Raw genomic sequence first — 24,577 nt, 5'->3', positions numbered from 1 at the left:
AGCGTTGAACTGCCCCACAAGGTCTTTCATGCGATAGCCATTGCGCGTCAACGTAGGCTCCAGATCATTGATGTGCCGGGATAGTACTTGGGCGCTCACCGGTCTGATACCCGGCTTCGAATGCCAACGTATCGTAACCTGCGGATTCCACGGGCATCCGGCCACCCATTCCACGGCCATCAAGCCACCCATAAGGCAGGCAGCTACGCAGATTAATTCACTACCATCGACCTCTTTTATCGAAGCAGAGAGGTCGTCGTGGAGCGGTTATCCATGAAGTGCTACGTCTCAAATTCGAGGTCGGCCTGTCTGCTCGCCAGATCGCTGTCAGCTTGGAAGTGGGTCGCGCGACCATCGGTGAGTACCTCAATCGCTTTGCTGCCAGCGGGCTGATCTGGCCGTGTGCTTTGAGTGACGTTGAGTTGCAACGGCGCCTTTTTCCGCCTCCGCCCGATGTTCCCAGCGACCAACGCCCGATGCCGGACTGGGCTCATGTTCACGCCGAGTTACGCCGCCCCGGCGTAACCCTGGCCCTGCCCTGGCAAGAGTACCGACTCATCCATCCGCAAGGCTTCCAATACAGCTGGTTCTGCGAACACTACCGCCTCTGGGCCGCCAAGGTCGATGTGGTCATGCGCCAGGAACATCGCGCCGGCGAAAAGCTGTTTGTCGACTACGCCGGCCAGACCGTGCCGGTCATCGACCGGCGAACCGGCGAGATCCGCCAGCCCCAGATCTTCGTCGCCGTCCTCGGCGCGTCCAGCTACACCTTCGCCGAGGCCACTTGGTCGCAGAAGCTCCCTGACTGGCTGGGCTCGCACGTGCGCTGCTTCGCCTTTCTCGGCGGTACATCGCAGATCCTGGTACCGGACAATCTGCGCAGCGGCGTTACCAAAGCGCATCGTTACGAGCCCGGCATCAACCCCAGTTACCGCGACCTGGCCGAACATTACGGCTTGGCCGTGCTACCTGCTCGATCCCGCAAGCCTAGGGACAAAGCCAAGGTCGAAGTCGGCGTACAGGTGGTCGAGCGCTGGATCCTGGCGGTGCTGCGCAACCGCCAGTTCTTCTCGCTGGGCGAACTCAACACGGCGATCGGCGTGCTGCTGGATCGGCTCAATCAAAAGCCCTTCAAGAAGCTGCCCGGCTCACGCCGGTCAGCCTTCGAGAGCATCGATCAACCCGCGCTGCAATCGCTGCCAGCGCATCCTTATGTCTACGCCGAATGGAAAAAGGTACGGGTACATTTCGACTACCACGTCGAAGTCGACGGCCATTACTACTCGGTGCCGTACCAGTTGGTGAAGCACCAACTCGAAGTACGGCTCACCGCGCAGACCATCGAGTGCTTCCACGCCAACCAGCGCGTGGCCAGCCATCTGCGCTCAGCACATAAAGGCCGCCACACCACCCAAACCGAGCACATGCCCAAGAGCCACCGCGAGCACGCCGAGTGGACACCACAATGGCTGATCCGTTGAGCAGAGCAGACCGGCCCGAATACAGCCGGCGTCATCGCCTACATCCTCGAACGCCGAATCCACCCGCAACACGGCTTCCGCGCCTGCCTGGGCATCCTGCGCCTGAGCAAACAGCACGGTGAAGAGCGGCTGGAAGCCGCTTGCCAGCGTGCGCTGGCACTGGGCACGTGCAGTTACAAAAGCCTGGAATCGATCCTGCGCCAAGGGCTGGAGCGATTACCGCTGGCCCAGCAAAACCTACCCCTGCTACCCGACGAACACTTCAATCTGCGCGGCCCCGGCTACTACCACTGACCTGAAAAAGGAGCACCCAAATGCTGCAAGCTACAAACCCTGCGCCTGCACGGCATGATCAAAGCGCTGTGCGAGCAACACGCAACGCCCGACGTCAACGATCTCAGCTTCGACGAACGCCTCGGCCTGATGGTCGACCGCGAGCTGACCGAGCGTGAAGATACGCGCCTGAGCACTCGCCTCAAAGCCGCACGACTGCGCCACAACGCTTGTCTGGAGGACATCGATTACCGCAGCCCGCGCGGCCTGGACAAATCCCTGATCTTGCAACTGGGTAGCGGCCAATGGCTGCGCGACGGCCTGAACCTGATCATCGGCGGCCCGACTGGCGTTGGCAAAACCTGGCTCGCCTGCGCGCTGGCCCACAAGGCCTGCCGTGACGGTTAAAGCGTGCGCTACCTGCGCCTGCCGCGTTTGACGGAAGAGCTGGGCCTGGCCCACGGCGACGGCCGCTTCGCGAAACTGATGGCGGGTTATGCCAAGACCGACTTGCTGATCCTGGATCACTGGGGCCTGGCGTCGTTTACCGCTGCGCAGCGGTGCGACATGCTTGAGCTGTTGGACGATCGCTACGGCAACCGCTCGACGCTGGTGACCAGCCAGATGCCGGTGGACAAATGGCATGCACTGATCGGTGATCCGACGTTGGACGATGCGATCCTCGACCGGCTGGTGCACAACGCTTATCGCATCGAACTGAAGGGCGAATCGATGCGCAGGCGCGCAACGAAATTGACGGCGTCAGGGACTTCAGACTAACAATGCAAACCTGCGTCGCTGCGCGACGACTGCCCGGCCGGATGATCTTGGAATAGGTGGCCGGATGTTGGTGGGCTGGGTGGCCGGATGGCGTGGAATCCGCATGCGAGCTACAAGCTCGGCGAACTAGATCTTCGAAAGAGAAAGCGATCACGAATACAGTTTTCCGCTCGCCACCTTGAACAGCATTTAGCGAAAGCTTCCGCTGTCAGAAGACACGTATCCGCAAATGCTTGCCCCGCAATGGGTGCGATGAGCACTCTTCACTCGTTCCTAAAACTATTTCAACGTGAGAAAAATGAAAATATTGCTATAGCGTATAGCTCTTTATCCCGCAGCAAGGCTTTATCGTGCCTTTTGCGGATCAGCAAATGGATCTCAAAGAATCCTTCGGGATTATCGTAAAGACGATTCGTCGCAGCAAAGGGCTTCCACAAATTGCTGTTGGCATCAATCAGGGATACATCAGCGAACTCGAAAATGGCCAGAAAACCCCTACCCTGCCCAAAATGGCTGCGATAGCAAAAAGTCTAGGGATCTATCCGCTTACCCTTCTTGCGGCGGTATACAGCAATATGGGGCCGGAAACCTCAGATCAGCTTGTAGCTAGGGTCATCAGCGAGCTTGAGAGTCTGAAGTAGTCTGTGCTGTCAGAGAAATCATCGTGTACATTCTTTTCACACGAGGAAGATGGAAATCACAGCATCCATTTCCAGGCATATTTTGGTGCTCCATCTGCATCACGTAACGACAAACCAGCAGGTAGCCGCTCGTTCGAAAGACTACGGGAGCGTCAATTGCCGAAATTGAGACGACCAAGCATGCCAGCTGGTAAGATGCGCCGCGTTATTACTTAAGAGGATTGCTTCATGGCCACTAACCGCTCCCAGCGTCTGCGCAAAAAGCTCTGTGTAGACGAGTTCCAGGAATTGGGCTTCGAGCTGAACCTGGATTTCAAGGAAAATTTGGCTGACGAGGCAATCGATGCATTCCTCGATGCGTTCCTGAAGGAAGCCATGGAAGCCAACGGTCTGGGCTATGTAGGCGGCGACGACTACGGCTTGGTTTGCCTGCAGAAGCGTGGCTCGGTCAGCGTTGACCAACGTGCTGCCGTTGAAACCTGGCTCAAAGGCCGCACCGAACTGACCAGCGTTGAAGTTAGCCCGCTGCTGGACGTCTGGTACCCGGAAAAACCGATCAATTCGGTAGCTTGATGTTCAAAGGGCCATCCATCGTGATGGCCCTTTTTGTTTCTAGTGTCCCGTCCTGAATAAGGTTTACACCTTCTGACCGTATTTCATACCTGTAAACGATGTCTCCGGTTTAAAATTTAAAAGATGTCTCCGGTTTCCACCCCGGCAAGTCCTCTCCCAAGGGCAGATCCAAGACCTGAGCGTTAGTCGGGCTTGCCAGTTCATGGGGATTTCCCGTCAGGCTTATTTACAAGCGCAACCCGGCGTGTGATGTCCGGGCCCGTCATGCCCACGAAGTGATGGGGTCCGTGAGGGAAAAGCGACTTAGACAATCACGTCTTGGCACCCGAAAACTCCACAATCTAATACGCACTGAGCCAGAAGTGTCCGAGAAGGTTGGTCGAGACCGTTGATTCGATATCTTGCGAGATCGGCGCGAACTGGTTCCCCGCAGGCGGGCCTATCACAAAACGACGGACAGCCATCATCGCTTTCGCCGGCATCCGAACCTGCTCAAAGACGGGCCGATACAGGTAGTCGCCAGGGCGCCAGAGCAAGTATGGGTAGCGTATATCACCTACTTACCGACTCAAACGGGTGTGGCTTACCTGAGCTTAATCACCGATGCGTACTCCCGAAAAATCGTGGGGCATCATGTCCATGAAAGCTTGCACACTGAGTTCGTGATCCAGGCGTTCAGCAAAGCCGCTCAAGCAGCGGACAACCGAGCAACGTCAGGGGCATCACTCGAATAGAGGTGGCCCAATACTGCTCCGAGTTTTATCAGCGGCTGCATGCCAAATACGGCAGCACCTGTTCAATGACTGATGGCTACGACTGCTACCAAAATGCGCTGGCTGAACGTGTAAACGGGATATTGAAAACCGAGTTATTGCTGCATCGGTACAACTGGATTCGGCCTCACCAATTCAACGGTGGACTGGCACCGGCTCAGGCTGAAGAAAAACTTAACGTCGTGTCCGGGATTAGTTGACCACTACAGAATAATGTTTAGAGGGGGGCTGGCGGACTAGAAACGAAGGGCGGAACGGAGGATCAGGTTTTGACAACTTTTTGATTATCTTGTGCTAATCAGCAAAACTTGAAATTCATCGACGCACAGTTTTTTGCGCAGACGCTGGGAACGGTTAGTCGCCATTGGAACAATCCTCATAAGTAATAACGGGCGGCACTTTAGCAGTTTAAGGCGCCGATTACCCGCCTCAGAACGGCGCGACGTCTACCGTCGGTAAAAAAATAGCGGATTAGTCGACCAAGGTGCGGCACAAGCCCTTGCACCTTGGGGCATAATGCCGACACTTTCATGACCGCTGAGGGAATTTATCACCATGCCCTCGTCTTTTTTCCCCTCGGCTGTAGGGTTTTATTTCAGATGATCAAATCTTTGCGTCCATTGCTGCTGGCCAGCCTTCTTCTGCCCCTGGCCCTCCCCGTTTCCGCCGCGCCGATCAACACCGCCCTGTCGCCCAACGTTGAAAAGGCCCTCAAGGCCAGCAAATTGCCGGACAGCGCCTTGTCGCTGGTGATGATCCCGCTTAACGGCCCGGGCACCCCAACCGTTTATAACGCTGACGTTTCGGTCAACCCGGCCTCGACCATGAAACTGGTCACCACCTATGCGGCGCTGGAAATGCTTGGCCCGAACCACCAGTGGAAAACCGAGTTCTACACCGATGGCACCCTCAGCGGTGGCATCCTCAACGGTAACCTCTACCTCAAGGGTGGCGGCGATCCGAAACTGAACATGGAAAAACTCTGGCTGCTGATGCGCGACTTGCGCGCCAACGGTGTGACCCAGGTCACCGGCGACCTGGTGCTGGACCGCGGCTTCTTCGTGCAGCCGCAACTGCCCGAGTTCAACGACGACGGCAATGACGAGAACAAACCGTTCCTGGTCAAGCCCGACGCACTGCTGGTCAACCTCAAGGCCCTGCGTTTCGTGGCCCGCAACGACTCGGGCAAGGTCCTGGTGTCGGTCGAGCCGCCGATTGCCAGCATCCGCATCGACAATCAGGTCAAGGCGCTCAACTCCAAGCAATGCACCGGGGGGGTGCGCTACAACCCGGTGACCCAGGCTGATGGCAGCGTCACCGTGACCGTCGGCGGCCAGCTGGGCGAAGGTTGCAGCTCCCAGACCTACCTGTCGCTACTCGACCACGCGACCTACACCGCCGGCGCCGTGCGCGCGATCTGGAAGGAACTGGGCGGCAGCATCCAGGGCCAGGATCGTCTGGCACCGACGCCGAGCAGCGCCAAGGTGCTGGCCCGGGCCTACTCGCCAGACCTGGCGGAAATCATTCGCGACATCAACAAATACAGTAACAACACCATGGCTCAGCAGTTGTTCCTGAGCCTGGGCCAGAAGTTCCGCACCGACGCCGACAGTGATGACGCCAAAGCAGCCCAGCGCGTGGTGCGTCAGTGGCTGGCGCAGAAAGGCATCACCGCACCGCACCTGGTGATGGAGAACGGCTCCGGCCTGTCCCGCGCCGAACGGGTAAGCGCGCGTGAAATGGCCGCGATGCTGCAAGCCGCCTGGCGCAGCCCGTACGCCGCCGAGTTCATCAGCTCGATGCCAATTGCCGGCACCGACGGCACCATGCGCAAACGCCTGAAGCGCACGGCCATGACCGGTGAAGCCCACGTCAAGACCGGCACCCTGAACACTGTGCGTGCCATCTCCGGCTTCAGCCGCGATGTCAATGGCAATACCTGGGCGGTGGTGGCGATCCTTAACGACAAGGCCCCGTTTGGCGCGTCTTCGGTGCTGGATCAGGTGCTGCTGGACTTGTATCGCCAGCCGAAACTGCCGACCACGGCATCGGTGTTGTAACCGGATCCATAGAACACCTCAGATCCAATGTTGGAGATTCTATGTTGCAGGGCAACCCTGCAACATAGAATCTCCAACAGGGTCTGTATGCAGACCTAGCTCATCTGCCCTTCAACCCGATCCCGTCCCGCCTGCTTCGCCGCGTAAACCCCCGAATCCGCCCGCAACAGCAACGCATCCGCACCTTCCCCGGCCCGCCAGCTGGCAATCCCGAAACTCGCGGTAACGATCCCCACCTCGTCGATCGGCGAACTGCGCAACCCTTGCCACAGCTCCACGGCCAACACATGCGCCTGCTCACCACCGATGTCCGGGCAGAGCACCATGAACTCTTCGCCCCCCAGGCGACAGAACACATCGGTGCGCCGCAGGCGACGGCCAATACGCTCACACACCGCCTGCAATACCCGATCGCCCACGGCATGGCCGTGCTGGTCATTGATGCGTTTGAAGTGGTCGATGTCGAGCATGATCACCGACAACTCGCCACCACCGCGCTCGACCCGGGCCATTTCGGTGGTCAGGCGCTCCTGGAAGTAGCGGCGGTTGTGGATCCCGGTCAAGGAGTCGGTCACCGACAGCGCGCGCAATTCCTCTTCCACCCGCTTGAGGTCGGAAATGTCCGAAATGTAGCCATGCCACAGCACACCGCCACCGGGCAGTTCCTCCGGCGTTGCTTCGCCGCGGACCCAGCGCAGGCCACGCTCGGGCAATTGCACGCGATACTCTTCGCGCCAGGGGCTGAGGTTGTCCGCCGACACCTGGATCGACGCGCGGACCCGGCGCGAGTCCTGAGGATGAATCCGCGAGAACACCGCTTCGGCATTGCTTAGCAGTACCTCCAATTCGAGTTCGTAGATCTCGCGCATCCCGTCGCTGGCGTAGATCACGCTGAAGCGCCCATCGAACTCCATCTTGAACTGGTAAATCCCGCCGGGCACATGGGCGCTGAGTTTCTTCAACAACAAGTCCCGCGCCGCCAGGGCCTCGTGGACGCGCTTGCGCTCGGTGATGTCGATACAGATCGCCAAGTGCCCGACCCACAAGCCCTGCTCGTCGAGAACCGGGGTCGCCAGCATGTTCACCGTCAAATGGCTGCCGTCGCGGCGCACCAGCGTCCACTCCCGAGCTTCGTGACCGCCCTCTTCCCCGCCTTCGACCAACATGGCCTGACAGGTCGGAATCGGCTTGCCATAGCGCACGCTCAACTCCGCCGACCGCGCCTGGAGCTCCCGGGGCAGGTGCAGGTTTTCCAGGGTCATGTGGCCCACGGCCTGCGCACTGGAGTAACCGAGCATGTGCTCGGCACCGGCATTGAAAGTGCTGACGATCCCCCGCAGGTCGGTGGCGATGATCGCCACCTGAGTCGCAGCATCCAGCACGCCGCGCAATTGGCCATGCGTGCCGCGCAGCTCTTGCTCACGGGCGTGCAGTTCCTCGGTCCGTTGCTCGACCATTTTCAGCGCCCGTTGCCGCTGGCTGACCAACACATAGAGAAACACACTGAGCAACAAGCTGAGTAAACCACCCAGCACCACCTGGCTGGTCACTGAGGAATGGTTGGCTTGCAGGAACGCTGCACTGGGGCGCATATCCACTTGATAATCGTGGTCGGCCAGGCGCAGCAAGCGCGTGGAGGACAAGTCACTGGCCCCCGCCCGGTTGGTCGACTCGTACAGCACCTCGTGTTGGTCATCGGTGGACAAGTCGAGGATGCGCACCGAGAGAGAATCATGATTCTCTTCCGGCAGCCCGTCCGCCAGCAGCTGGCGCATGCTGATCACCGCCATCACATACCCGGCGGGCGTGCTGCCCGGCAGGTGCTGACGGCTGACCGGTGCCACCAGCAACATACCCCGTGAATAGGCGGGCTCAATGCCTACCAGATGCAATGGTTGCGAGACAGCCATGCGGCCAGTTCGATCGGCACGCTCCAGGGTCGAACGGCGCAGGGGCTGGGCCAGCAGGTCGTAACCCAGCGGCGTGGGCAGTCGGCTCTGGGTTTGGGTATAGAGCACCGGTACGTACTCGTCCCGTTCCGCGGCCGGTTGCAACTGGCCGTCGGCGGTGAGTTCGCGAAAGGTGAAATTGCTCAAGCCTTCGTCATGCATGAAGCGTTCAAGCAAGGGGCGTTCGGCGCGGGAAACCCGTGGTGCCCAGGAATAGGCTTGGGTGCGCCGCAAAAGAGGTTTGGCGTAACCGTCGAATTCCTCGCGGGACACCGACTCGGAATTGGCAAAGAACCGGCGCAGGCCATCGAGGCGCTGCTCCTGATCTTCGAAACGTTCTACGATACGGCTGTAGCGTTCACTGGCGAGCAGTTGGAAACGTTGCCGCATTTGCTGATGAAACTGATTGAGTGTTGCCCAGGCCAGCAACCCCGTAAGAATCCCGCCGACGAGCAATACCAGCAGCGCGACCAGCCAGGCCGAGACATCTTCGCTGATAAAACCCAGGATCTTGGGGCGCACGGCGTGTAACGACATAAACGCAACTCATAACGCCAGGTGCCGGAAAGCCCATTGGCCATGAGTTGAGTTATAGCTATTAGCCACTAATTTGACCAGCACTGAAAGAACCAAAGAGCCTTTAAAAATCAAGGCTCTGTGGATCCAATCAGGCGCAAGTGTCAGCGAGCAGTGATCTTCCAGGCACGGTGGATCTTGCCATTACGGGCGAAATCCGGATCGATGGTCTGGGCGGTGATTTCCTCAACGGCATAACGCTCGGTGAGGTTTTCCTCGAGCTGGAACTTGCGGAAGTTGTTGGAGAAATACAACACCCCGCCCGGTGCCAGTCGCGCCATAGCCAGGTCGATCAACTGCACCTGGTCACGCTGCACGTCGAAGATCCCTTCCATGCGCTTGGAGTTGGAGAAGGTCGGCGGGTCGATGAAGATCAGGTCGTATTCGTCACGGCAGGCGTCGAGCCAGGCCATCACGTCGCCCTGCTCCAGACGGTTCTTGTCGGAGAAGCCATTCAGCGACAGATTGCGCCGCGCCCAGTCCAGGTAGGTTTTCGACAGGTCGACGCTGGTGGTGCTGCGCGCACCGCCCTTGGCCGCATGCACGCTGGCCGTGGCGGTGTAGCAATACAGATTGAGGAAGCGCTTGCCGGCGGCTTCTTTCTGAATCCGCATGCGCATCGGCCGGTGGTCGAGGAACAGCCCGGTGTCGAGGTAGTCGGTGAGGTTCACCAGCAGCTTCACGCCGCCCTCGTTGACCTCGTTGAACTTGCCCTGGGCGCTCTGGCGTTCGTACTGCTTGGTGCCGCTCTGACGTTCGCGACGCTTGACCACCACGCGGCTCTTGTCGATGTTCAACGCCTGCGGGATTGCCGCCAGGGCATCGAACATCCGCGCCGAGGCTTTTTCCGGATCGATGGATTTCGGCGCGGCGTATTCCTGAACGTGGACCCAGTCGTGATACAGGTCGATGGCCATGGAATATTCCGGCATGTCGGCATCGTAGACGCGGTAGCAGTCGATGCCTTCACGCTTGACCCACTTGCCCAGCGCCTTGACGTTCTTTTGCAGACGGTTGGCAAACATCTGCCCACCTTCGCTCAGGCGCGGCTGTTCGATCACCGGGGCGGGTGCCGGAGCCGGTTTGATCGGATTACCGTTCTTGTTGTACTTGCGCTCTTGCGGCTCACTCGGTGCTTCATCGTAGGCCGCCTGTTCACGCTCGGCCTGACGCTGTTCCGGGGTGCGACGCTCGCCGGTGACGAACTGGTCTGGCGTGACCTTGATCAGCAGCAATTTGCACGGCAACGCGCCGTTCCAGAACGAATACTGTTTGTGGCTGCGGATGCCCATGCGCTTGCCCAGGTCCGGAGCGCCGGTGAACACCGCCGCCTCCCAGTTCAAGCACGCCTGACGCAGACGCTCGCCGAGGTTCTGGTAGAGGTAGAGCAGGCTCGCCTCATCGCCCAGACGCTCGCCGTACGGAGGGTTGCAGATCACCAGGCCTTTCTGGTTCTGGTCCGGGCGCGGTTCGAACGTTGCCACTTCGCCCTGGTAAATCTTGATCCACTCGCTCAGGCCGGCACGTTCGACGTTGTTGCGGCCCGGTTGAATCAGGCGTGGGTCGGCTTCGTAACCGCGAATCCACAGCGGTGGCTTGGCCAGGCCGGCCGCGGCGCGCTCGGTGGCTTCTTCGTGGAGTTTTTTCCACAGCGCCGGCACGTGACCGAGCCAAGCGGTAAAGCCCCATTGCTCGCGGCGCAGATTCGGCGCCATGTCGGCGGCGATCATGGCGGCTTCCACCAGGAACGTGCCGACACCGCACATCGGGTCAGCCAGCGCGCCGCCATCGGCGGCAATGCGCGGCCAGCCGGCACGGATCAGAATCGCCGCCGCGAGGTTTTCCTTCAGCGGCGCCGCGCCTTGCTGCAAGCGATAGCCGCGCTGGTGCAGGCTGTGCCCGGACAGGTCGAGGGACAGGATGGCTTCGCCACGGTCCAGACGCAGGTGAATGCGCAGGTCCGGGTTGAGCTTGTCGATGGACGGGCGATCGCCTTGCGGGGTGCGCAGTTTGTCGACGATGGCATCCTTGACCTTCAAGGCGCCGAAGTGCGTGTTATCGATGCCAGAGCCGTGACCGCTGAATTCGACGGCCAGGGTGCCGTCGTTGAGCATGTGGTCTTGCCAATCGATATCCAGCACGCCGTGATAGAGATCTTCGGCGTCCTTCATCGGAAAGCGCTTGAGCACCAACAGCACCCGGTTCGCCAGACGCGACCACAGGCACAGGCGATAAGCGGTTTCCATGGTGGCCATGCCGCGCACAGCCGAGGTGTGCTCGCGTGCTTCCTCAAGGCCAAGCCCGACGGCTTCCTCGATGAGCAGACCTTCAAGGCCTTTAGGGCAAGTGAGGAAGAGTTCGAAACGATCGGACATGGTAATTCCAGAGCCTTTAGCTAAGTGAACCGGCAACGCGTTGCCGATCCGGTTTTCAATCAGGCGTTTTTCTAACAGAACGCCCGCGTGGCACGAAGGTGTGCCGTCCCACCCTGACTGCTCGGGTTAAAAGAGCTTAGATGCCAGGGCAGATAAAAAAGTTGATGAAACAAAATGTCATAAGTCGACCCTTCGTCGAATAATACCCAAGGGCAACGGGTGTCATTCTCGTTAAGGCGCCCCCCCCCAGCATCCAGCGAAGGGCCGATCATACCGGGCTTTGGCCAATCAACACGGCACAAATATCGTGTTACTTATGGCCATACCATCTTTATGGTTACGTTCTTATGACAAAACGGTCATTCCCTCGATGTGACGCATTGGTTAGAACTCCACTCAGGTTGACGTCGCAACGGCGTCAACACCTTGGCTCGCGACGCCGGCAGCGAGCCACCAACGGCAGAATTTTTCTGCCTGACCTCGATTGAGGTCGACGCGATACATACAGTCAACAAGTGAGGGAAACACCCTATGAGAAGACTTAAGCGTGATCCGTTGGAAAGAGCATTTTTGCGCGGATATCAATATGGCGTTGGTGGTAAATCCCGTGAGCTTTGCCCTTTTACTCTACCGTCGGTACGCCAAGCCTGGATCAATGGCTGGCGAGAAGGACGCGGCGACAATTGGGACGGTATGACCGGCACTGCGGGAATCCACAGACTCAACGAACTTCACGCCGTCGGCTAATACAGGGCACACACTCCGACACGACAATCTGAATACGCAACGACTTAACCACGCACGTCCTATCCGGACGGCGGGCTTCGGCCCAGGGGCTCCTTCGGGGAGCCCTTTTTTATGCCTGCTCCAAATTCAGCGAAGAAACCATTTTGGCGAGGGGGCTTGCCCCCTCGCGACAAAAGCCCTCAGCACAAGGCCCCTACACTGCCTTCAGCGCAGCGCGGCGATGGCATCTACCGATTCACGAATCAGTGCCGGGCCTTTATAGATAAAGCCCGAATAGATCTGCACCAGGCTCGCACCCGCGGCGATTTTCTCAGCCGCGTGCTTGCCTTCGGTGATACCGCCCACGGCGATGATCGGCAAGCGACCGGCCAGTTCCGCCGCCAGCACCTTCACGGTGTGGGTGCTCTTGTCGCGAACCGGTGCGCCGGACAACCCGCCCGCCTCGTCACCGTGCTCCAGGCCTTCGACGCCCACGCGGCTCAGGGTGGTGTTGGTGGCGATCACCGCATCCATCCCGGTTTCGATCAACGCCTGGGCGACTTGAGCGGTTTCTTCATCGCTCATGTCCGGCGCGATCTTGATCGCCAGCGGCACATGTTTGCCGTGGCGCAGGGCCAATTCCGCCCGGCGCGTGGCCAGGTCGGCGAGCAATTGCTTGAGCGAATCGCCGAATTGCAGGCTGCGCAGGCCCGGTGTGTTCGGCGAGCTGACATTGACCGTCACGTAGCTGGCGTGTGCGTAGACCTTGTCCAGGCAGATCAGGTAGTCGTCAACCGCACGTTCAACCGGCGTATCAAAGTTTTTGCCGATATTGATACCCAGCACGCCCTTGTACTTGGCTGCCGCCACGCGAGCGAGCAAGTGATCGACACCGAGGTTGTTGAAACCCATGCGGTTGATGATCGCTTCGGCCTCCGGCAAGCGGAAAATCCGGGGTTTCGGATTACCCGGTTGCGGACGCGGGGTAATGGTGCCGATTTCGATAAAGCCGAAACCCAATTGGGCAAACCCGTCGATCGCCGCACCGTTCTTGTCCAGTCCGGCCGCCAGACCCACCGGGTTCGGGAAATCCAGGCCCATGACCGTCACCGGCATTTTCGCCGGTGCTTTGCACAGCAAGCCGTTGAGGCCCAAACGCCCGCCCGCGCCGATCAGGTCCAGGGACAGATCGTGGGAGGTTTCCGGGGAAAGTTTGAACAGCAGCTGACGGGCCAGGGTGTACATGGGCAGGCTTGACTCGGTTGGCGATGAGAGGCGGCGATTATAGCCGTGCATCAGAGCTTCACGCGAGGCGCACGACAAAATCAGCCAGCGATGGCATATGCCTTGCACCAACATGGGCATCAGCACTCATGCCAACGACGGAATGAGTGGAAGGACAATGGCGTCGTCACCGGCTCTGCTCGCGCAGAGGCCATGGGGCGACGTTTTTTTTGGAAGGTGCAAATCGATGAATGAACCATCAGCCGGCCCACTGGCCTGGGTCAACGGCAGCGATGCCCCGGAAAAAACCGAAATCAACCTTGGCTTCATGGCCCTCAGTGACTGTGCCTCAGTGGTGGTCGCCGCCACCCAGGGCTTTGCCCAGCCTTACGGCCTGACCCTGAACCTCAAGCGCCAGTCGTCCTGGGCCAACCTGCGGGACAAACTGGTCAGCGGCGAACTCGACGCCGCCCACAGCCTGTACGGCCTGATTTACGCCGTGCACCTGGGCATCGGCGGCGTAGCCTCCACCGACATGGCCGTGCTCATGGGCCTGAACCAGAACGGCCAAAGCATCAACCTCTCCCACGGCTTGCAGGCCCTGGGCGTGACCAGTCCTGAAGCACTGGACCATCACGTGCACCAAAGTCGCCCAAAACTGACCTTCGCCCAGACATTTCCCACAGGCACCCACGCCATGTGGCTGTATTACTGGCTGGCGAGCCAGGGCATTCATCCGTTGCAGGATGTCGATAGCGTGGTCGTCCCCCCGCCGCAAATGATCGCGCACCTGCAAGCCGGGCGCATCGACGGGTTCTGCGTCGGCGAACCGTGGGCTGCCAGTGCGGTGCAACAGAATCTCGGGTTCACCATGGCCACCACCCAGACCATCTGGCCCGACCACCCGGAAAAAGTCCTTGGCTGCACCCGCGCCTTCGTCGAGCAATACCCCAATACCGCCCGGGCCTTGGTGATGGCGATCCTCGAGGCCAGCCGCTTCATCGAAGCCAGCCGCGAAAATCGCCGCAGCACCGCGCAACTGTTGAGCGCCCCCGAATACCTCGATGCCCCGCTCGATTGCATCGAACCGCGCTTGCTCGGCGACTATACCGACGGCCTGGGCAATCACTGGCAAGACCCGCATGCGATGCGTTTCCACAGTGGCGGCGAGGTCAATCTGCCGTATTTGTCCGACGGCATGTGGTTCATGACCCAGTTCCGTCGCTGGGGCTTATTGCGCGACGACCCGGATTACCTCCGCGTGGCCCGTCAGGTTCAGCAACTAGACTTGTACCGAGAGGCCGCCACCGCTGTCGGCGTGCCCGCCCAGGCTCAGGAAATGCGCAGCAGTCAACTGATCGACGGCAAAGTCTGGGACGGTTCGGACCCGGCTGGCTATGCCCACAGTTTTACGCTGCACGCCATGAGCGACAGCGCCCCCCTTCTCGCCAGCCGCTGACAGGAGCCTGCAAATATGTTGCGTATCCTGCTGATCAATGACACCGCAAAAAAAGTCGGGCGTCTGAAGGCGGCCCTGACCGAAGCCGGGTTCGAGGTCATCGACGAGTCCGGCCTGACCATCGACCTGCCCGCGCGCGTCGAAACGGTGCGTCCGGACGTGATTCTGATCGATACCGAGTCACCGAGCCGCGATGTGATGGAACAAGTGGTGCTGGTTACTCGCGACCAGCCACGGCCAATCGTGATGTTCACCGACGAGCACGACCCCAGCGTGATGCGCCAGGCGATCAAGTCCGGCGTCAGTGCCTACATCGTCGAAGGCATTCACGCACAACGCCTGCAGCCGATTCTCGACGTGGCCATGGCGCGCTTTGAAAGCGACCAGGCCCTGCGCGCGCAACTGCACGCCCGCGACCAGCAACTGGCCGAGCGCAAGCGCATCGAGCTGGCCAAGGGGCTGCTGATGAAGATGAAGGACTGCAACGAAGAAGAGGCCTACACCCTGATGCGCCGCCAGGCCATGAGCCGCCAGCAGAAGCTGATACAGGTGGCGGAGCAAATCATTGCCATGAGTGAACTGTTGGGTTGATCCGATCATTGTGGCGAGGGGGCTCGCCCCCGTTGGGCTGCGAAGCGGCCCCTTGCATTCCTTCAGAAGACTTCGCAAACAGGTCTTGCGACGGTTTCGCCGCCGAACAGGGTGATGCGGCGGTCCGACAAGCCCCCTCGCCACAAAAAGCAGATTGTTGGCACAGATCTCGCTAAGTAATCCCTGCAAGGTAACCAACGGCGGTTGCCCCACCTACGACAAAGACGTCGCTCACCTCATTCGCCCCCTTTTGCGAATCAGGTAGCGGCGTTTTTCCGTTTTGGCCCCAGAGACCGGGGCTGGTGGTGCGGCCGTTGCGGCGCCCCACCTGCAAGCTCATGACTCCTTCTTGATACGCCTGACAGCTGAGGTGCGCGATGAATTCAAGCTTCTGGAAATCCGGCCATACCCCGACACTGTTCGCAGCCTTCCTCTATTTCGATCTGAGCTTCATGGTCTGGTACCTGCTCGGCCCCCTGGCGGTGCAGATCGCCGCTGACCTGCACCTGACCACCCAACAGCGCGGGCTGGTGGTGGCCACGCCGATTCTGGCCGGCGCCGTATTGCGCTTTGCGATGGGCCTGCTGGCTGATCGCCTGTCGCCAAAAACCGCCGGGATCATCGGCCAGATAATCGTCATCAGCGCCCTGCTCGTTGCCTGGAAAGTCGGCATCCACAGTTACGAGCAGGCGCTGTTGCTGGGCCTGTTCCTCGGCATGGCCGGTGCGTCTTTCGCCGTCGCCCTGCCGCTGGCCTCGCAATGGTATCCGCCGCAGCACCAAGGCAAAGCCATGGGCATCGCCGGTGCCGGTAACTCGGGCACCGTGCTGGCAGCCCTGATCGCCCCGGTGCTGGCCGCCGCTTATGGCTGGAGCAACGTGTTCGGCTTCGCCCTGATACCGCTGATCCTGACCCTGATCGTCTTCGCCTGGCTGGCCAAGAACGCCCCTGAGCGGCCTAAAGCCAAGTCCATGGCCGACTACCTCAAGGCCCTGGGTGACCGCGACAGCTGGTGGTTCATGTTTTTCTACAGCGTGACCTTTGGCGGCTTCATCGGCCTGGCCAGCGCCCTGCCCGGCTACTTCAACGACCAGTACGGCCTGAGCCCGGTCACTGCCGGTTACTACACCGCTGCTTGCGTGTTCGGTGGCAGCCTGATGCGTCCGCTGGGCGGCGCGCTGGCGGATCGCTTCGGCGGGATTCGCACCCTGTTGGCGATGTACACCGTGGCAGCGATCTGCATCGCGACAGTGGGTTTCAATCTGCCGAGTTCCTACGCAGCGTTGGCGCTTTTCGTCTGCACTATGCTCGGTTTAGGTGCAGGTAACGGTGCCGTATTCCAGTTGGTCCCACAGCGTTTTCGTCGGGAGATCGGTGTGATGACCGGTTTGATCGGCATGGCCGGTGGCATCGGTGGCTTCGCACTGGCGGCCGGCATGGGCGCGATCAAGCAAAGTACCGGCAGCTATCAAATGGCCTTGTGGTTGTTCGCCAGCCTCGGCGTACTCGCCTGGTTCGGTCTGCACGGAGTTAAACGTCGCTGGAGAACCACTTGGGGTTCGGCAGCCGTCACCGCGGCTCGCGTGTGAGGATTGAATGAGCCTGCAACTGAGTTTTGCCGAAGCCAGCGCCATCGGCCCTCGCGAAGAGAACCAGGACGCTCTGCGCCTGGTCACTCCGGCCCCGGCACTGGCGGCGAGCAAGGGTTACCTGTTCGCCATCGCCGACGGCGTCAGCCAATGCGCCGATGGCGGTCTCGCGGCCCGTTCGACCTTGCAGGCTTTGGCGCTGGATTATTACGCCACACCGGAAACCTGGGGTGTCGCCCAAGCGCTGGATCGCCTGCTGCTGGCGCAAAATCGCTGGTTGCAGGCCAACGGCGGCGGGCAACCGCTGCTGACCACGGTCAGTGCCCTGGTGATGCGCGGCAGGCGTTTCACCCTGGCGCATGTCGGCGATTGCCGGGTGTACCGCTGGCACGCCGACACCTTGCAACGGGTGAGCGAGGATCACGTCTGGGACCAGCCGGGCATGCAGCATGTGCTCAAGCGGGCCCTGGGGCTGGATCAACATCTGGTGCTGGATTTTCTGGACGGTGAACTGCGCCTGAACGAGAGTTTCGTGCTGCTCAGCGACGGCATCTGGGCCGTGCTGGGCGACACCGCCATCGCGGCGATTCTGCGCGATCAACCTGACCTCAACAGTGCCGCGCAGACCCTGGTCAGCGCCGCGCACCTGGCCGGCAGTCAGGACAATGCCAGCGCCCTGCTGGTGCGGGTCGATGCCCTTGGCGAAACCAGCATTGGCGATGCACTGATTCACCTGCAGCAATGGCCTCTCCCGCCTGCACTGAAACCGGGCCAGACCTTCGAAGGCTGGCAGGTCGAAGGGATCCTCGGCCAGAGCCAGCAATCGCTGCTCTACCGGGTGCGCGACGCACAGCAACAGCCCTGGCTGCTGAAAACCTTGCCCGCTGCTCTGCGTGACGATCATCAAGCCGGCCAGGCATTGTTGTCGGAGGAATGGTTTCTCAAGCGTGTAGCCGGTCGCCATTTCCCTGAAGTCCATGCCGCCAGTCAGCGTCAGCATTTGTACTACGTGATGCGCGAATATTCCGGGTCGACCCTGGCGGAGCTGCATGCACGCGTCACAACGCTGCCACTGGCGCAATGGCAGGACCTGGCCGAACGCTTGCTGCGGGCTGTCGGCATCCTGCATCGACGGCAGATCCTGCATCGCGATATCAAACCGGAGAACCTGCTGCTGGGGGACGACGGCGAGTTGCGCCTGCTGGATTTCGGCCTCGCCTACTGTCCGGGGCTGTCCGAAGATCAAGCCTTCGCCCTGCCTGGAACGCCCAGCTATATCGCGCCGGAAGCGTTTCGCGGCGACCCGCCGACACCACAACAGGATTTATATGCAGTCGGCGTGACCTTGTACTACCTACTCACCGGGCATTATCCCTACGGCGAAATCGAAGCGTTCCAGCGCCCACGGTTTGGCGTGCCTGTCAGCGCCAGTCGCTACCGGCCCGACCTGCCGGAATGGATCGCGCAAAGTCTGGAGCGCGCGGTGGCGGTCGCCCCGGATCAGCGCTTTGAAACGGCCGAAGAATGGTTGTTGCTGCTGGAACAGGGAGAACGACGCAGTTTGAGCGTGCGCCCCAGACCGTTACTGGAGCGCGAACCGTTGAAGGTCTGGCGGACGTTGGCGCTGGTGTCGTTGCTGGTGAATCTGGTGCTGCTGTTTTTGTTGTTTCATGGCTAACACCAATCCTTTGTAGCAGCTACAGGGACCGCGCCAATTGCGGGCAACATGCATTGTTTCGGTGCACAAACACCCCAATCAAATACCGAGACCGCGACCAACCCCAGCAAATTCTGGTGTCTGAAGAACTTGGCACAACCACTGCATTACCTTTCCCAACAGACATAAAGCCCGGCCTTCAACGTAGAAGGCTGCGCTGCCCGAGAGAACGGGACAAGGACAAAGGCGTCCTCGCTAGTTAACTAGCGGGACGCCTTTTTTTGTTTGCGCAAAATTTTGTCGAGCAAGGCCTGAATGCCCTGATGAGGCAGGCCCGAGCTCCCCGGAGAACCTGATGAAAAAACTAAAACTGGTGATGATCGGCAACGGCATGGCCGGGGTTCGTACCCTGGAAGAACTGCTCAAGCTGAGTAATGAGCTGTACGACATCACGGTCTTCGGCGCCGAACCGCATACCAACTACAACCGCATCCTGCTGTCGCCCGTACTGGCCGGCGAACAAACGTTCGAAGAGATCGTGCTCAACGATCTGGACTGGTACCTGGAAAACAACATCAAGCTGCTGCTCAACCGCAAAGTGGTGGAGATCGACCGGGTCAAACGCCGGGTCATCGCCGAAGACGGCACTGAGGCTGAATACGACCGCCTGCTGATTGCCACCGGCTCGACCCCGTTCATCCTGCCGATCCCCGGCAATACCTTGCAGGGCGTGATCGGCTACCGCGACATCGCCGACACCCAGGTGATGATCGACACCGCCAAGACCCACAAGCACGCCGTGGTCATTGGTGGCGGCCTGCTGGGCCTTGAAGCCGCCAACGGCCTGATGCTGCGGGGCATGCACGTCACCGTGGTGCACATCGGCGAATGGCTGCTGGAGCGCCAACTGGACAAAACCAGCGGCCAACTCCTGCAAACCGCCCTGGAAGCCCGCGGCCTGCATTTCCGCCTGTGCGAACAGACCCAGGCCCTGCACGACGCCGGCAATGGCCGGGTCGGCTCGGTGCAGTTCAAGAACGGTGACATCATCCCCGCCGACCTGGTGGTGATGGCCGCCGGCATTCGCCCCAACACCGAACTGGCGGAAAAAGCCGGCATCCCTTGCAGCCGCGGGATTCTGGTCAACGACACAATGCAAACCTACGACCCTCGGGTGTACGCCATCGGTGAATGCGCCAGCCACCGCGGCACCGCCTACGGCTTGGTCGCACCGCTGTTCGAACAAGCCAAGGTGTGCGCCAACCACCTCGCCCAACTGGGCTTCGCCACTTACAAGGGCTCGGTGACGTCGACCAAATTGAAAGTCACCGGCATCGACCTGTTCTCCGCCGGCGACTTCATGGGCGGCGAAGGCACCGAGACCATCACCCTCTCCGACCCGATCGGCGGGGTCTACAAGAAACTGGTGATCAAGGATGACGTGCTGGTCGGCGCCTGTCTGTACGGCGATACGGCAGACGGCGGTTGGTATTTCCGGCAGATCCGTGAGAACCATGCCATCGGCGAGATCCGCGATCACCTGATGTTTGGCGAAAATGCTTTAGGCGATGTAGGACATCAAGGCCAGGACAAAGCCATGAGCATGGCCGACACCGCCGAAGTCTGCGGCTGTAACGGCGTGTGCAAAGGCACCATCGTCAAAGCCATTCAGGAACACGGGCTGTTCAGCGTCGACGACGTGAAGAAACACACCAAGGCCGCCAGCTCTTGCGGCTCCTGCGCCGGCCTCGTCGAACAAATCCTGATCAACACCGTGGGCGGTGCGGCAGACGTCAAACCGAAAAGCGAAAAAGCCATCTGCGGTTGCAGCGACCTCAACCACGGGCAAATCCGCCAGGCCATCCGCGACCAGCATCTGCTGACCATCGCCGGCACCATGAGCTACCTGAACTGGCGCACCCCGAATGGCTGCGCCACCTGCCGCCCGGCGCTCAACTACTACCTGATTTCCACCTGGCCGGGCGAAGCGAAGGACGATCCGCAATCGCGGCTGATCAACGAACGTGCCCACGCCAACATTCAGAAAGACGGCACTTACTCTGTCGTCCCGCGGATGTGGGGCGGTGTGACCAATCCTTCAGAGCTGCGGCGCATTGCCGACGTGGCCGACAAGTACAACGTGCCAATGGTCAAGGTCACCGGCGGCCAGCGCATCGACTTGCTGGGAATCAAAAAGCAAGACCTGCCGGGGGTCTGGAAAGACCTGGACATGCCGTCCGGCCACGCCTACGGCAAATCCATCCGCACCGTGAAAACCTGTGTCGGCAGTGAGTTCTGCCGCTTCGGCACCCAGAATTCCACGCAACTGGGCATCGAGCTCGAACATGACCTGTTCAACATGTGGTCGCCGCACAAAGTGAAACTGGCTGTCTCCGGTTGCCCACGCAACTGCTCGGAAGCGGGGATCAAGGACGTCGGAATTATCGGCGTGGACTCCGGCTGGGAGATGTACATCGGTGGCAACGGCGGGATCAAGACCGAAGTCGCGGAGTTCTTCGTCAAGCTGAAAACCGCTGAAGAAGTGCGCGAATACAACGGCGCTTTCCTGCAGCTGTACCGTGAAGAAGCCTTCTACCTCGAGCGCACCGTGCATTACCTGCAACGGGTCGGCATGGAACACATCAAGAAAGCCGTGCTGGAAGACCCGGTACGGCGCAAGGCACTCAACGAACGCCTGCAATTCTCCCTGTCGTTCGAACAGGACCCGTGGAAAGAACGCCTTGAGCAACCACTGCTGAAAAAAGAATTCGAGGTCATTCCCGTGAAGAACCTGGAGGTGTCGGTATGAACTGGCTGGATATCTGCGCACTGGAAGAGATCAACACCCTTGGCTCGCGGATCATCGCCGGCCCGAAAGGTGACATCGCGATTTTTCGTACGAGCGACGATGAGGTTTTCGCCCTCGACGACCGCTGCCCGCACAAGGGCGGACCGCTGTCCCAGGGTTTGATCTACGGCAAACGGGTGGCCTGCCCGCTGCACAACTGGCAAATCGACCTGGAAACCGGTGAAGCCCAGGCTCCCGATATCGGCTGCGCCCACCATCATTCGGCACGGGTCGAAAATGGCCGGGTGCTGCTGGCCCTGCGGGAAGCAAGCTGATGGACCGCCAAATCACCGCCTCCACCTGCTGCTACTGCGGGGTCGGCTGCGGCGTGCTGATCGAGCACGACGGCGAGCGCATTCTCGGCGTCAGCGGCGATCCGGCGCACCCGGCCAACTTCGGCAAATTGTGCAGTAAAGGTTCGACCTTGCACCTGACCGGCGACCTGACCGCGCGCGCCCTGTACCCTGAGTTGCGCCTGGGCAAGGGCCTTGCCCGCAGCCGCACCGATTGGGACAGCGCCCTCGATCACGCCGCCAGCGTCTTCGCCCAAACCATCGCCGAACACGGCCCGGACAGCGTCGCGTTCTACATCTCCGGGCAACTGCTGACTGAGGATTACTACGCCTTCAACAAACTGGCGCGGGCGCTGGTGGGCACCAACAACATCGACAGCAATTCACGGCTGTGCATGTCTTCAGCGGTGGTCGGCTACAAGCGCAGCCTTGGCGCCGATGCTCCGCCCTGCAACTACGAAGACCTGGAACTGAGCGACTGCGTGATGATCGTCGGCAGCAACATGGCTTACGCCCACCCGATCCTGTTTCGTCGCCTGGAAGAAGCCAAATCCCGTCGTCCGCAGATGAAAGTCATCGTCATCGACCCACGGCGCACCGACACCTGCGATCTGGCTGACCTGCACCTGGCGATTCTGCCCGGTACCGATGTCGCCTTGTTCCATGGGATTTTGCACTTGCTGCTGTGGGAAGACTGGATCGACCGCGACTTCATCAAGGCCCACACCGAAGGCCTGGCCGAGCTGAAAAACCTGGTGCGCGATTACACCCCGACAATGGTTTCGCAACTCTGTGGCATCAGCGTCGAGCAACTGCAGCAATGCGCGGAATGGGTCGGCACGTCACCGAGCTTTCTGTCGCTGTGGTGCATGGGGCTGAATCAGTCCACCGCCGGCAGCGCGAAGAACAGCGCACTGATCAATCTGCACCTGGCCACCGGGCAAATCGGTCGGCCCGGTGCAGGACCTTTCTCGTTGACCGGTCAGCCGAATGCCATGGGTGGCCGGGAAACCGGCAGTTTGTCAAACCTGCTGCCGGGTCATCGCGAAGCGGCCAATGCCGAACACCGGGCGCAAGTGGCCGCCTATTGGGGCGTCGATCAACTGCCCGAAAACACCGGGCTAACAGCCATCGAACTGTTCGAGCAGATGCGCAGCGGCAAGATCAAAGCCCTGTGGATCGCCTGTACCAACCCCGCCCAGTCGCTGCCGGACCAGACCGCTGTGCGCGAGGCACTGCAAGCCTGCCCGTTCGTGGTGTTGCAGGAAGCCTTCCACACCACCGAAACCGCCGCGTTCGCCGACCTGCTGCTACCCGCCGCCAGTTGGGGTGAAAAGGACGGCACCGTTACCAACTCCGAGCGGCGCATTTCCCACGTCCGCCGAGCCATCGGCGCCCCCGGAGAAGCACGGCCCGACTGGGCGATCACCGTGGATTTCGCACAGCGCCTGGAAAAACGTCTGCGTCCTGGAGCCTCCAGCCTGTTTGCCTTTGAAACCCCGGCACAGGTCTTCGACGAATACAAACAACTGACTCGCGGCCGCGACCTCGACCTGTCCGGGATCAGTCATGAGTTGATCGACCAGCTCGGTCCGCAGCAATGGCCCTTCCCCGCCAGTGCCCGCGAAGGCACCGCGCGGCTGTACCTCGATGGGATTTTCCCGACCGCCAGCGGGCGTGCGCAGTTCGTGACCGACCCGTATCGCGCCGCCAAGGAACAACGCGATGCGCGTTTCCCGCTGACCTTGATCACCGGTCGCCTGCGCGATCAATGGCACGGCATGAGCCGCACCGGCACCGCCGCGCAACTGTTCGGCCATGTCAGCGAAGCCGTGTTGAGCCTGCACCCGGATGAACTGCGTCGGCATCGCCTGCAACCTGGCGACCTGATCAATCTGAAAAGTCGCCGGGGCGCGGTGATCCTGCCAGTCAGCAGCGATGACAGCGTACGTCCGGGCCAGGCCTTCCTGCCGATGCACTGGGGCGACCGCTTCCTCAAGGGCGGTGTGAACACCCTCACCCTTCCCGCCTTCGATCCGTTGTCGAAGCAACCGGAACTCAAACACAGCGGCGTGCGACTCGAGCCTGTGCACTTGCCCTGGCAGCTTTTCGCCCTGATTGAAGGCGATGTTCAACAGCACCTGGAGACGTTGCGACCACTCTGCGAGGCGTTTTCCTACGCCAGCCTCAGCCTGGCTGGCCGTGAGCGCCCTGCGCTGCTGATACGCGCCGCCAGCGCCAGCGCGCCAGAGCCGCAGCTGCTGCGCGATATCGATCAATGCCTGGGGCTCAACGACGGCCCGGTATTGGCTTATGACGATCCCCGGCGTTCGATCGGTAAACGGGTGCGTATCGAGAACGGCCGGATCACCGCGATTCGCCTGGCCGGTGAAACACTCGCCCAACATTGGCTGCAAAGCCTGTGGCTCGAAGGTCGCGCCGACGAACAACTGCGCCGTTGGCTGCTGGCTCCGTTGAGTGCTCCGCCAGGCAACGCTGGCGCCCCGGCATCCGGCAGCAAAACCCTGTGCAACTGCATGAACGTCAGCCAGAACGCAATCTGTGCCGGCATCAGCCGTGGCCTGGACTTGCAGGGTTTGAAACAAGAATTGGGCTGCGGCACGCAATGCGGCTCCTGCGTCCCGGAAATCAAGCGTTTACTGGCCGCCACTGCGCAGCCAGTCGCCGTCACCTCGTGAGGAAAACACT

At 60.6% G+C, this 24,577-nt stretch carries 14 protein-coding genes and 3 pseudogenes; 14 read left to right on the top strand and 3 right to left on the bottom strand.

Annotation, left to right across the window (positions count from 1 at the left end; all coding sequences use genetic code 11):
- Positions 1-269 precede the first annotated feature (269 nt).
- The 6 genes and pseudogenes from istA (at position 270) to dacB (ending at position 6,581) form a co-directional block, all read left to right on the top strand.
- A pseudogene (gene istA, locus PSH69_RS09325) lies at positions 270-1,775 on the top strand (IS21 family transposase).
- Positions 1,776-1,829: 54 nt separating this feature from the next.
- Positions 1,830-2,534, top strand: a pseudogene (gene istB, locus PSH69_RS09320) (IS21-like element helper ATPase IstB).
- 371 nt (positions 2,535-2,905) lie between these two features.
- Positions 2,906-3,175, top strand: coding sequence for a helix-turn-helix domain-containing protein (locus PSH69_RS09315; RefSeq protein WP_305411737.1), 270 nt, complete (start codon positions 2,906-2,908; stop codon positions 3,173-3,175).
- Positions 3,176-3,403: 228 nt separating this feature from the next.
- Positions 3,404-3,748, top strand: a complete 345-nt coding sequence (locus tag PSH69_RS09310; protein ID WP_305411736.1) for a YggL family protein — start codon at positions 3,404-3,406, stop codon at positions 3,746-3,748.
- A gap of 142 nt (positions 3,749-3,890) precedes the next feature.
- A pseudogene (locus tag PSH69_RS09305) lies at positions 3,891-4,625 on the top strand (IS3 family transposase); the annotation flags it as partial.
- 495 nt (positions 4,626-5,120) lie between these two features.
- Positions 5,121-6,581, top strand: a complete 1,461-nt coding sequence (dacB, locus tag PSH69_RS09300) for a D-alanyl-D-alanine carboxypeptidase/D-alanyl-D-alanine-endopeptidase (RefSeq protein WP_018925274.1) — start codon at positions 5,121-5,123, stop codon at positions 6,579-6,581.
- 95 nt (positions 6,582-6,676) lie between these two features.
- On the opposite strand, the gene PSH69_RS09295 is transcribed toward dacB, so the two are convergent.
- Together PSH69_RS09295 and rlmKL are read right to left on the bottom strand one after the other, a co-directional pair.
- Positions 6,677-9,067: a diguanylate cyclase gene (locus PSH69_RS09295; RefSeq protein WP_305411735.1), complete on the bottom strand. Its 2,391-nt coding sequence runs from the start codon at positions 9,065-9,067 to the stop codon at positions 6,677-6,679.
- Between the two features lie 143 nt (positions 9,068-9,210).
- Entirely contained in the window at positions 9,211-11,481 is a 2,271-nt protein-coding gene (rlmKL, locus tag PSH69_RS09290) for a bifunctional 23S rRNA (guanine(2069)-N(7))-methyltransferase RlmK/23S rRNA (guanine(2445)-N(2))-methyltransferase RlmL (protein ID WP_305411734.1), read from the bottom strand.
- A 531-nt stretch (positions 11,482-12,012) separates the two neighbouring features.
- On the opposite strand from rlmKL, the gene rmf reads away from it, so the two are divergent.
- The gene (rmf, locus tag PSH69_RS09285) at positions 12,013-12,228 is read left to right on the top strand and encodes a ribosome modulation factor (protein WP_003223300.1); all 216 of its coding nucleotides are present in this window, start codon (positions 12,013-12,015) and stop codon (positions 12,226-12,228) included.
- Positions 12,229-12,432: 204 nt separating this feature from the next.
- Here the strand turns inward: rmf and PSH69_RS09280 are convergent, their stop codons facing one another.
- On the bottom strand, positions 12,433-13,452 hold the full coding sequence (locus PSH69_RS09280) for a quinone-dependent dihydroorotate dehydrogenase (RefSeq protein WP_305411733.1): 1,020 nt from the start codon (positions 13,450-13,452) through the stop codon (positions 12,433-12,435).
- A 226-nt stretch (positions 13,453-13,678) separates the two neighbouring features.
- Here PSH69_RS09280 and PSH69_RS09275 point away from each other — a divergent pair, with 226 nt between their 5' ends.
- The 7 genes from PSH69_RS09275 (at position 13,679) to PSH69_RS09245 (ending at position 24,567) form a co-directional block, all read left to right on the top strand.
- Complete coding sequence (locus PSH69_RS09275) at positions 13,679-14,890, top strand: CmpA/NrtA family ABC transporter substrate-binding protein (RefSeq protein WP_305411732.1); 1,212 nt, start codon at positions 13,679-13,681, stop codon at positions 14,888-14,890.
- Between the two features lie 15 nt (positions 14,891-14,905).
- Positions 14,906-15,481, top strand: a complete 576-nt coding sequence (locus PSH69_RS09270) for an ANTAR domain-containing response regulator (protein WP_105339609.1) — start codon at positions 14,906-14,908, stop codon at positions 15,479-15,481.
- 377 nt (positions 15,482-15,858) lie between these two features.
- Positions 15,859-17,070: a NarK/NasA family nitrate transporter gene (locus PSH69_RS09265; protein WP_018925267.1), complete on the top strand. Its 1,212-nt coding sequence runs from the start codon at positions 15,859-15,861 to the stop codon at positions 17,068-17,070.
- 7 nt (positions 17,071-17,077) lie between these two features.
- Positions 17,078-18,748 carry a bifunctional protein-serine/threonine kinase/phosphatase gene (locus tag PSH69_RS09260; RefSeq protein ID WP_305411731.1) on the top strand — a complete coding sequence of 557 codons (1,671 nt, stop codon included), beginning with the start codon at positions 17,078-17,080 and terminating at the stop codon, positions 18,746-18,748.
- Between the two features lie 334 nt (positions 18,749-19,082).
- Positions 19,083-21,536: a nitrite reductase large subunit NirB gene (gene nirB, locus PSH69_RS09255; RefSeq protein WP_007940642.1), complete on the top strand. Its 2,454-nt coding sequence runs from the start codon at positions 19,083-19,085 to the stop codon at positions 21,534-21,536.
- Complete coding sequence (nirD, locus tag PSH69_RS09250) at positions 21,533-21,850, top strand: nitrite reductase small subunit NirD (protein WP_007902067.1); 318 nt, start codon at positions 21,533-21,535, stop codon at positions 21,848-21,850. The genes nirB and nirD overlap by 4 nt, the downstream gene beginning before the upstream one ends.
- Positions 21,850-24,567 carry a nitrate reductase gene (locus tag PSH69_RS09245; protein WP_305411730.1) on the top strand — a complete coding sequence of 906 codons (2,718 nt, stop codon included), beginning with the start codon at positions 21,850-21,852 and terminating at the stop codon, positions 24,565-24,567. The genes nirD and PSH69_RS09245 overlap by 1 nt, the downstream gene beginning before the upstream one ends.
- Positions 24,568-24,577 lie beyond the last annotated feature (10 nt).

Source organism: Pseudomonas sp. FP1740 (assembly GCF_030687165.1).
Classification (GTDB): domain Bacteria; phylum Pseudomonadota; class Gammaproteobacteria; order Pseudomonadales; family Pseudomonadaceae; genus Aquipseudomonas.
The sequence above is the reverse complement of the archived record's forward strand: the minus strand, read 5'-3'. Positions and strand labels throughout refer to the sequence as shown.

What these genes read in the sequence shown, in the direction of transcription:
- PSH69_RS09315 (WP_305411737.1), top strand. Translation starts at nt 2,906, where the DNA reads ATGGATCTCAAAGAATCCTTCGGGATTATCGTAAAGACGATTCGTCGC.
- PSH69_RS09310 (WP_305411736.1), top strand. Translation starts at nt 3,404, where the DNA reads ATGGCCACTAACCGCTCCCAGCGTCTGCGCAAAAAGCTCTGTGTAGAC.
- dacB (WP_018925274.1), top strand. Translation starts at nt 5,121, where the DNA reads ATGATCAAATCTTTGCGTCCATTGCTGCTGGCCAGCCTTCTTCTGCCC.
- PSH69_RS09295 (WP_305411735.1), bottom strand. Translation starts at nt 9,067, where the DNA reads ATGTCGTTACACGCCGTGCGCCCCAAGATCCTGGGTTTTATCAGCGAA.
- rlmKL (WP_305411734.1), bottom strand. Translation starts at nt 11,481, where the DNA reads ATGTCCGATCGTTTCGAACTCTTCCTCACTTGCCCTAAAGGCCTTGAA.
- rmf (WP_003223300.1), top strand. Translation starts at nt 12,013, where the DNA reads ATGAGAAGACTTAAGCGTGATCCGTTGGAAAGAGCATTTTTGCGCGGA.
- PSH69_RS09280 (WP_305411733.1), bottom strand. Translation starts at nt 13,452, where the DNA reads ATGTACACCCTGGCCCGTCAGCTGCTGTTCAAACTTTCCCCGGAAACC.
- PSH69_RS09275 (WP_305411732.1), top strand. Translation starts at nt 13,679, where the DNA reads ATGAATGAACCATCAGCCGGCCCACTGGCCTGGGTCAACGGCAGCGAT.
- PSH69_RS09270 (WP_105339609.1), top strand. Translation starts at nt 14,906, where the DNA reads ATGTTGCGTATCCTGCTGATCAATGACACCGCAAAAAAAGTCGGGCGT.
- PSH69_RS09265 (WP_018925267.1), top strand. Translation starts at nt 15,859, where the DNA reads ATGAATTCAAGCTTCTGGAAATCCGGCCATACCCCGACACTGTTCGCA.
- PSH69_RS09260 (WP_305411731.1), top strand. Translation starts at nt 17,078, where the DNA reads ATGAGCCTGCAACTGAGTTTTGCCGAAGCCAGCGCCATCGGCCCTCGC.
- nirB (WP_007940642.1), top strand. Translation starts at nt 19,083, where the DNA reads ATGAAAAAACTAAAACTGGTGATGATCGGCAACGGCATGGCCGGGGTT.
- nirD (WP_007902067.1), top strand. Translation starts at nt 21,533, where the DNA reads ATGAACTGGCTGGATATCTGCGCACTGGAAGAGATCAACACCCTTGGC.
- PSH69_RS09245 (WP_305411730.1), top strand. Translation starts at nt 21,850, where the DNA reads ATGGACCGCCAAATCACCGCCTCCACCTGCTGCTACTGCGGGGTCGGC.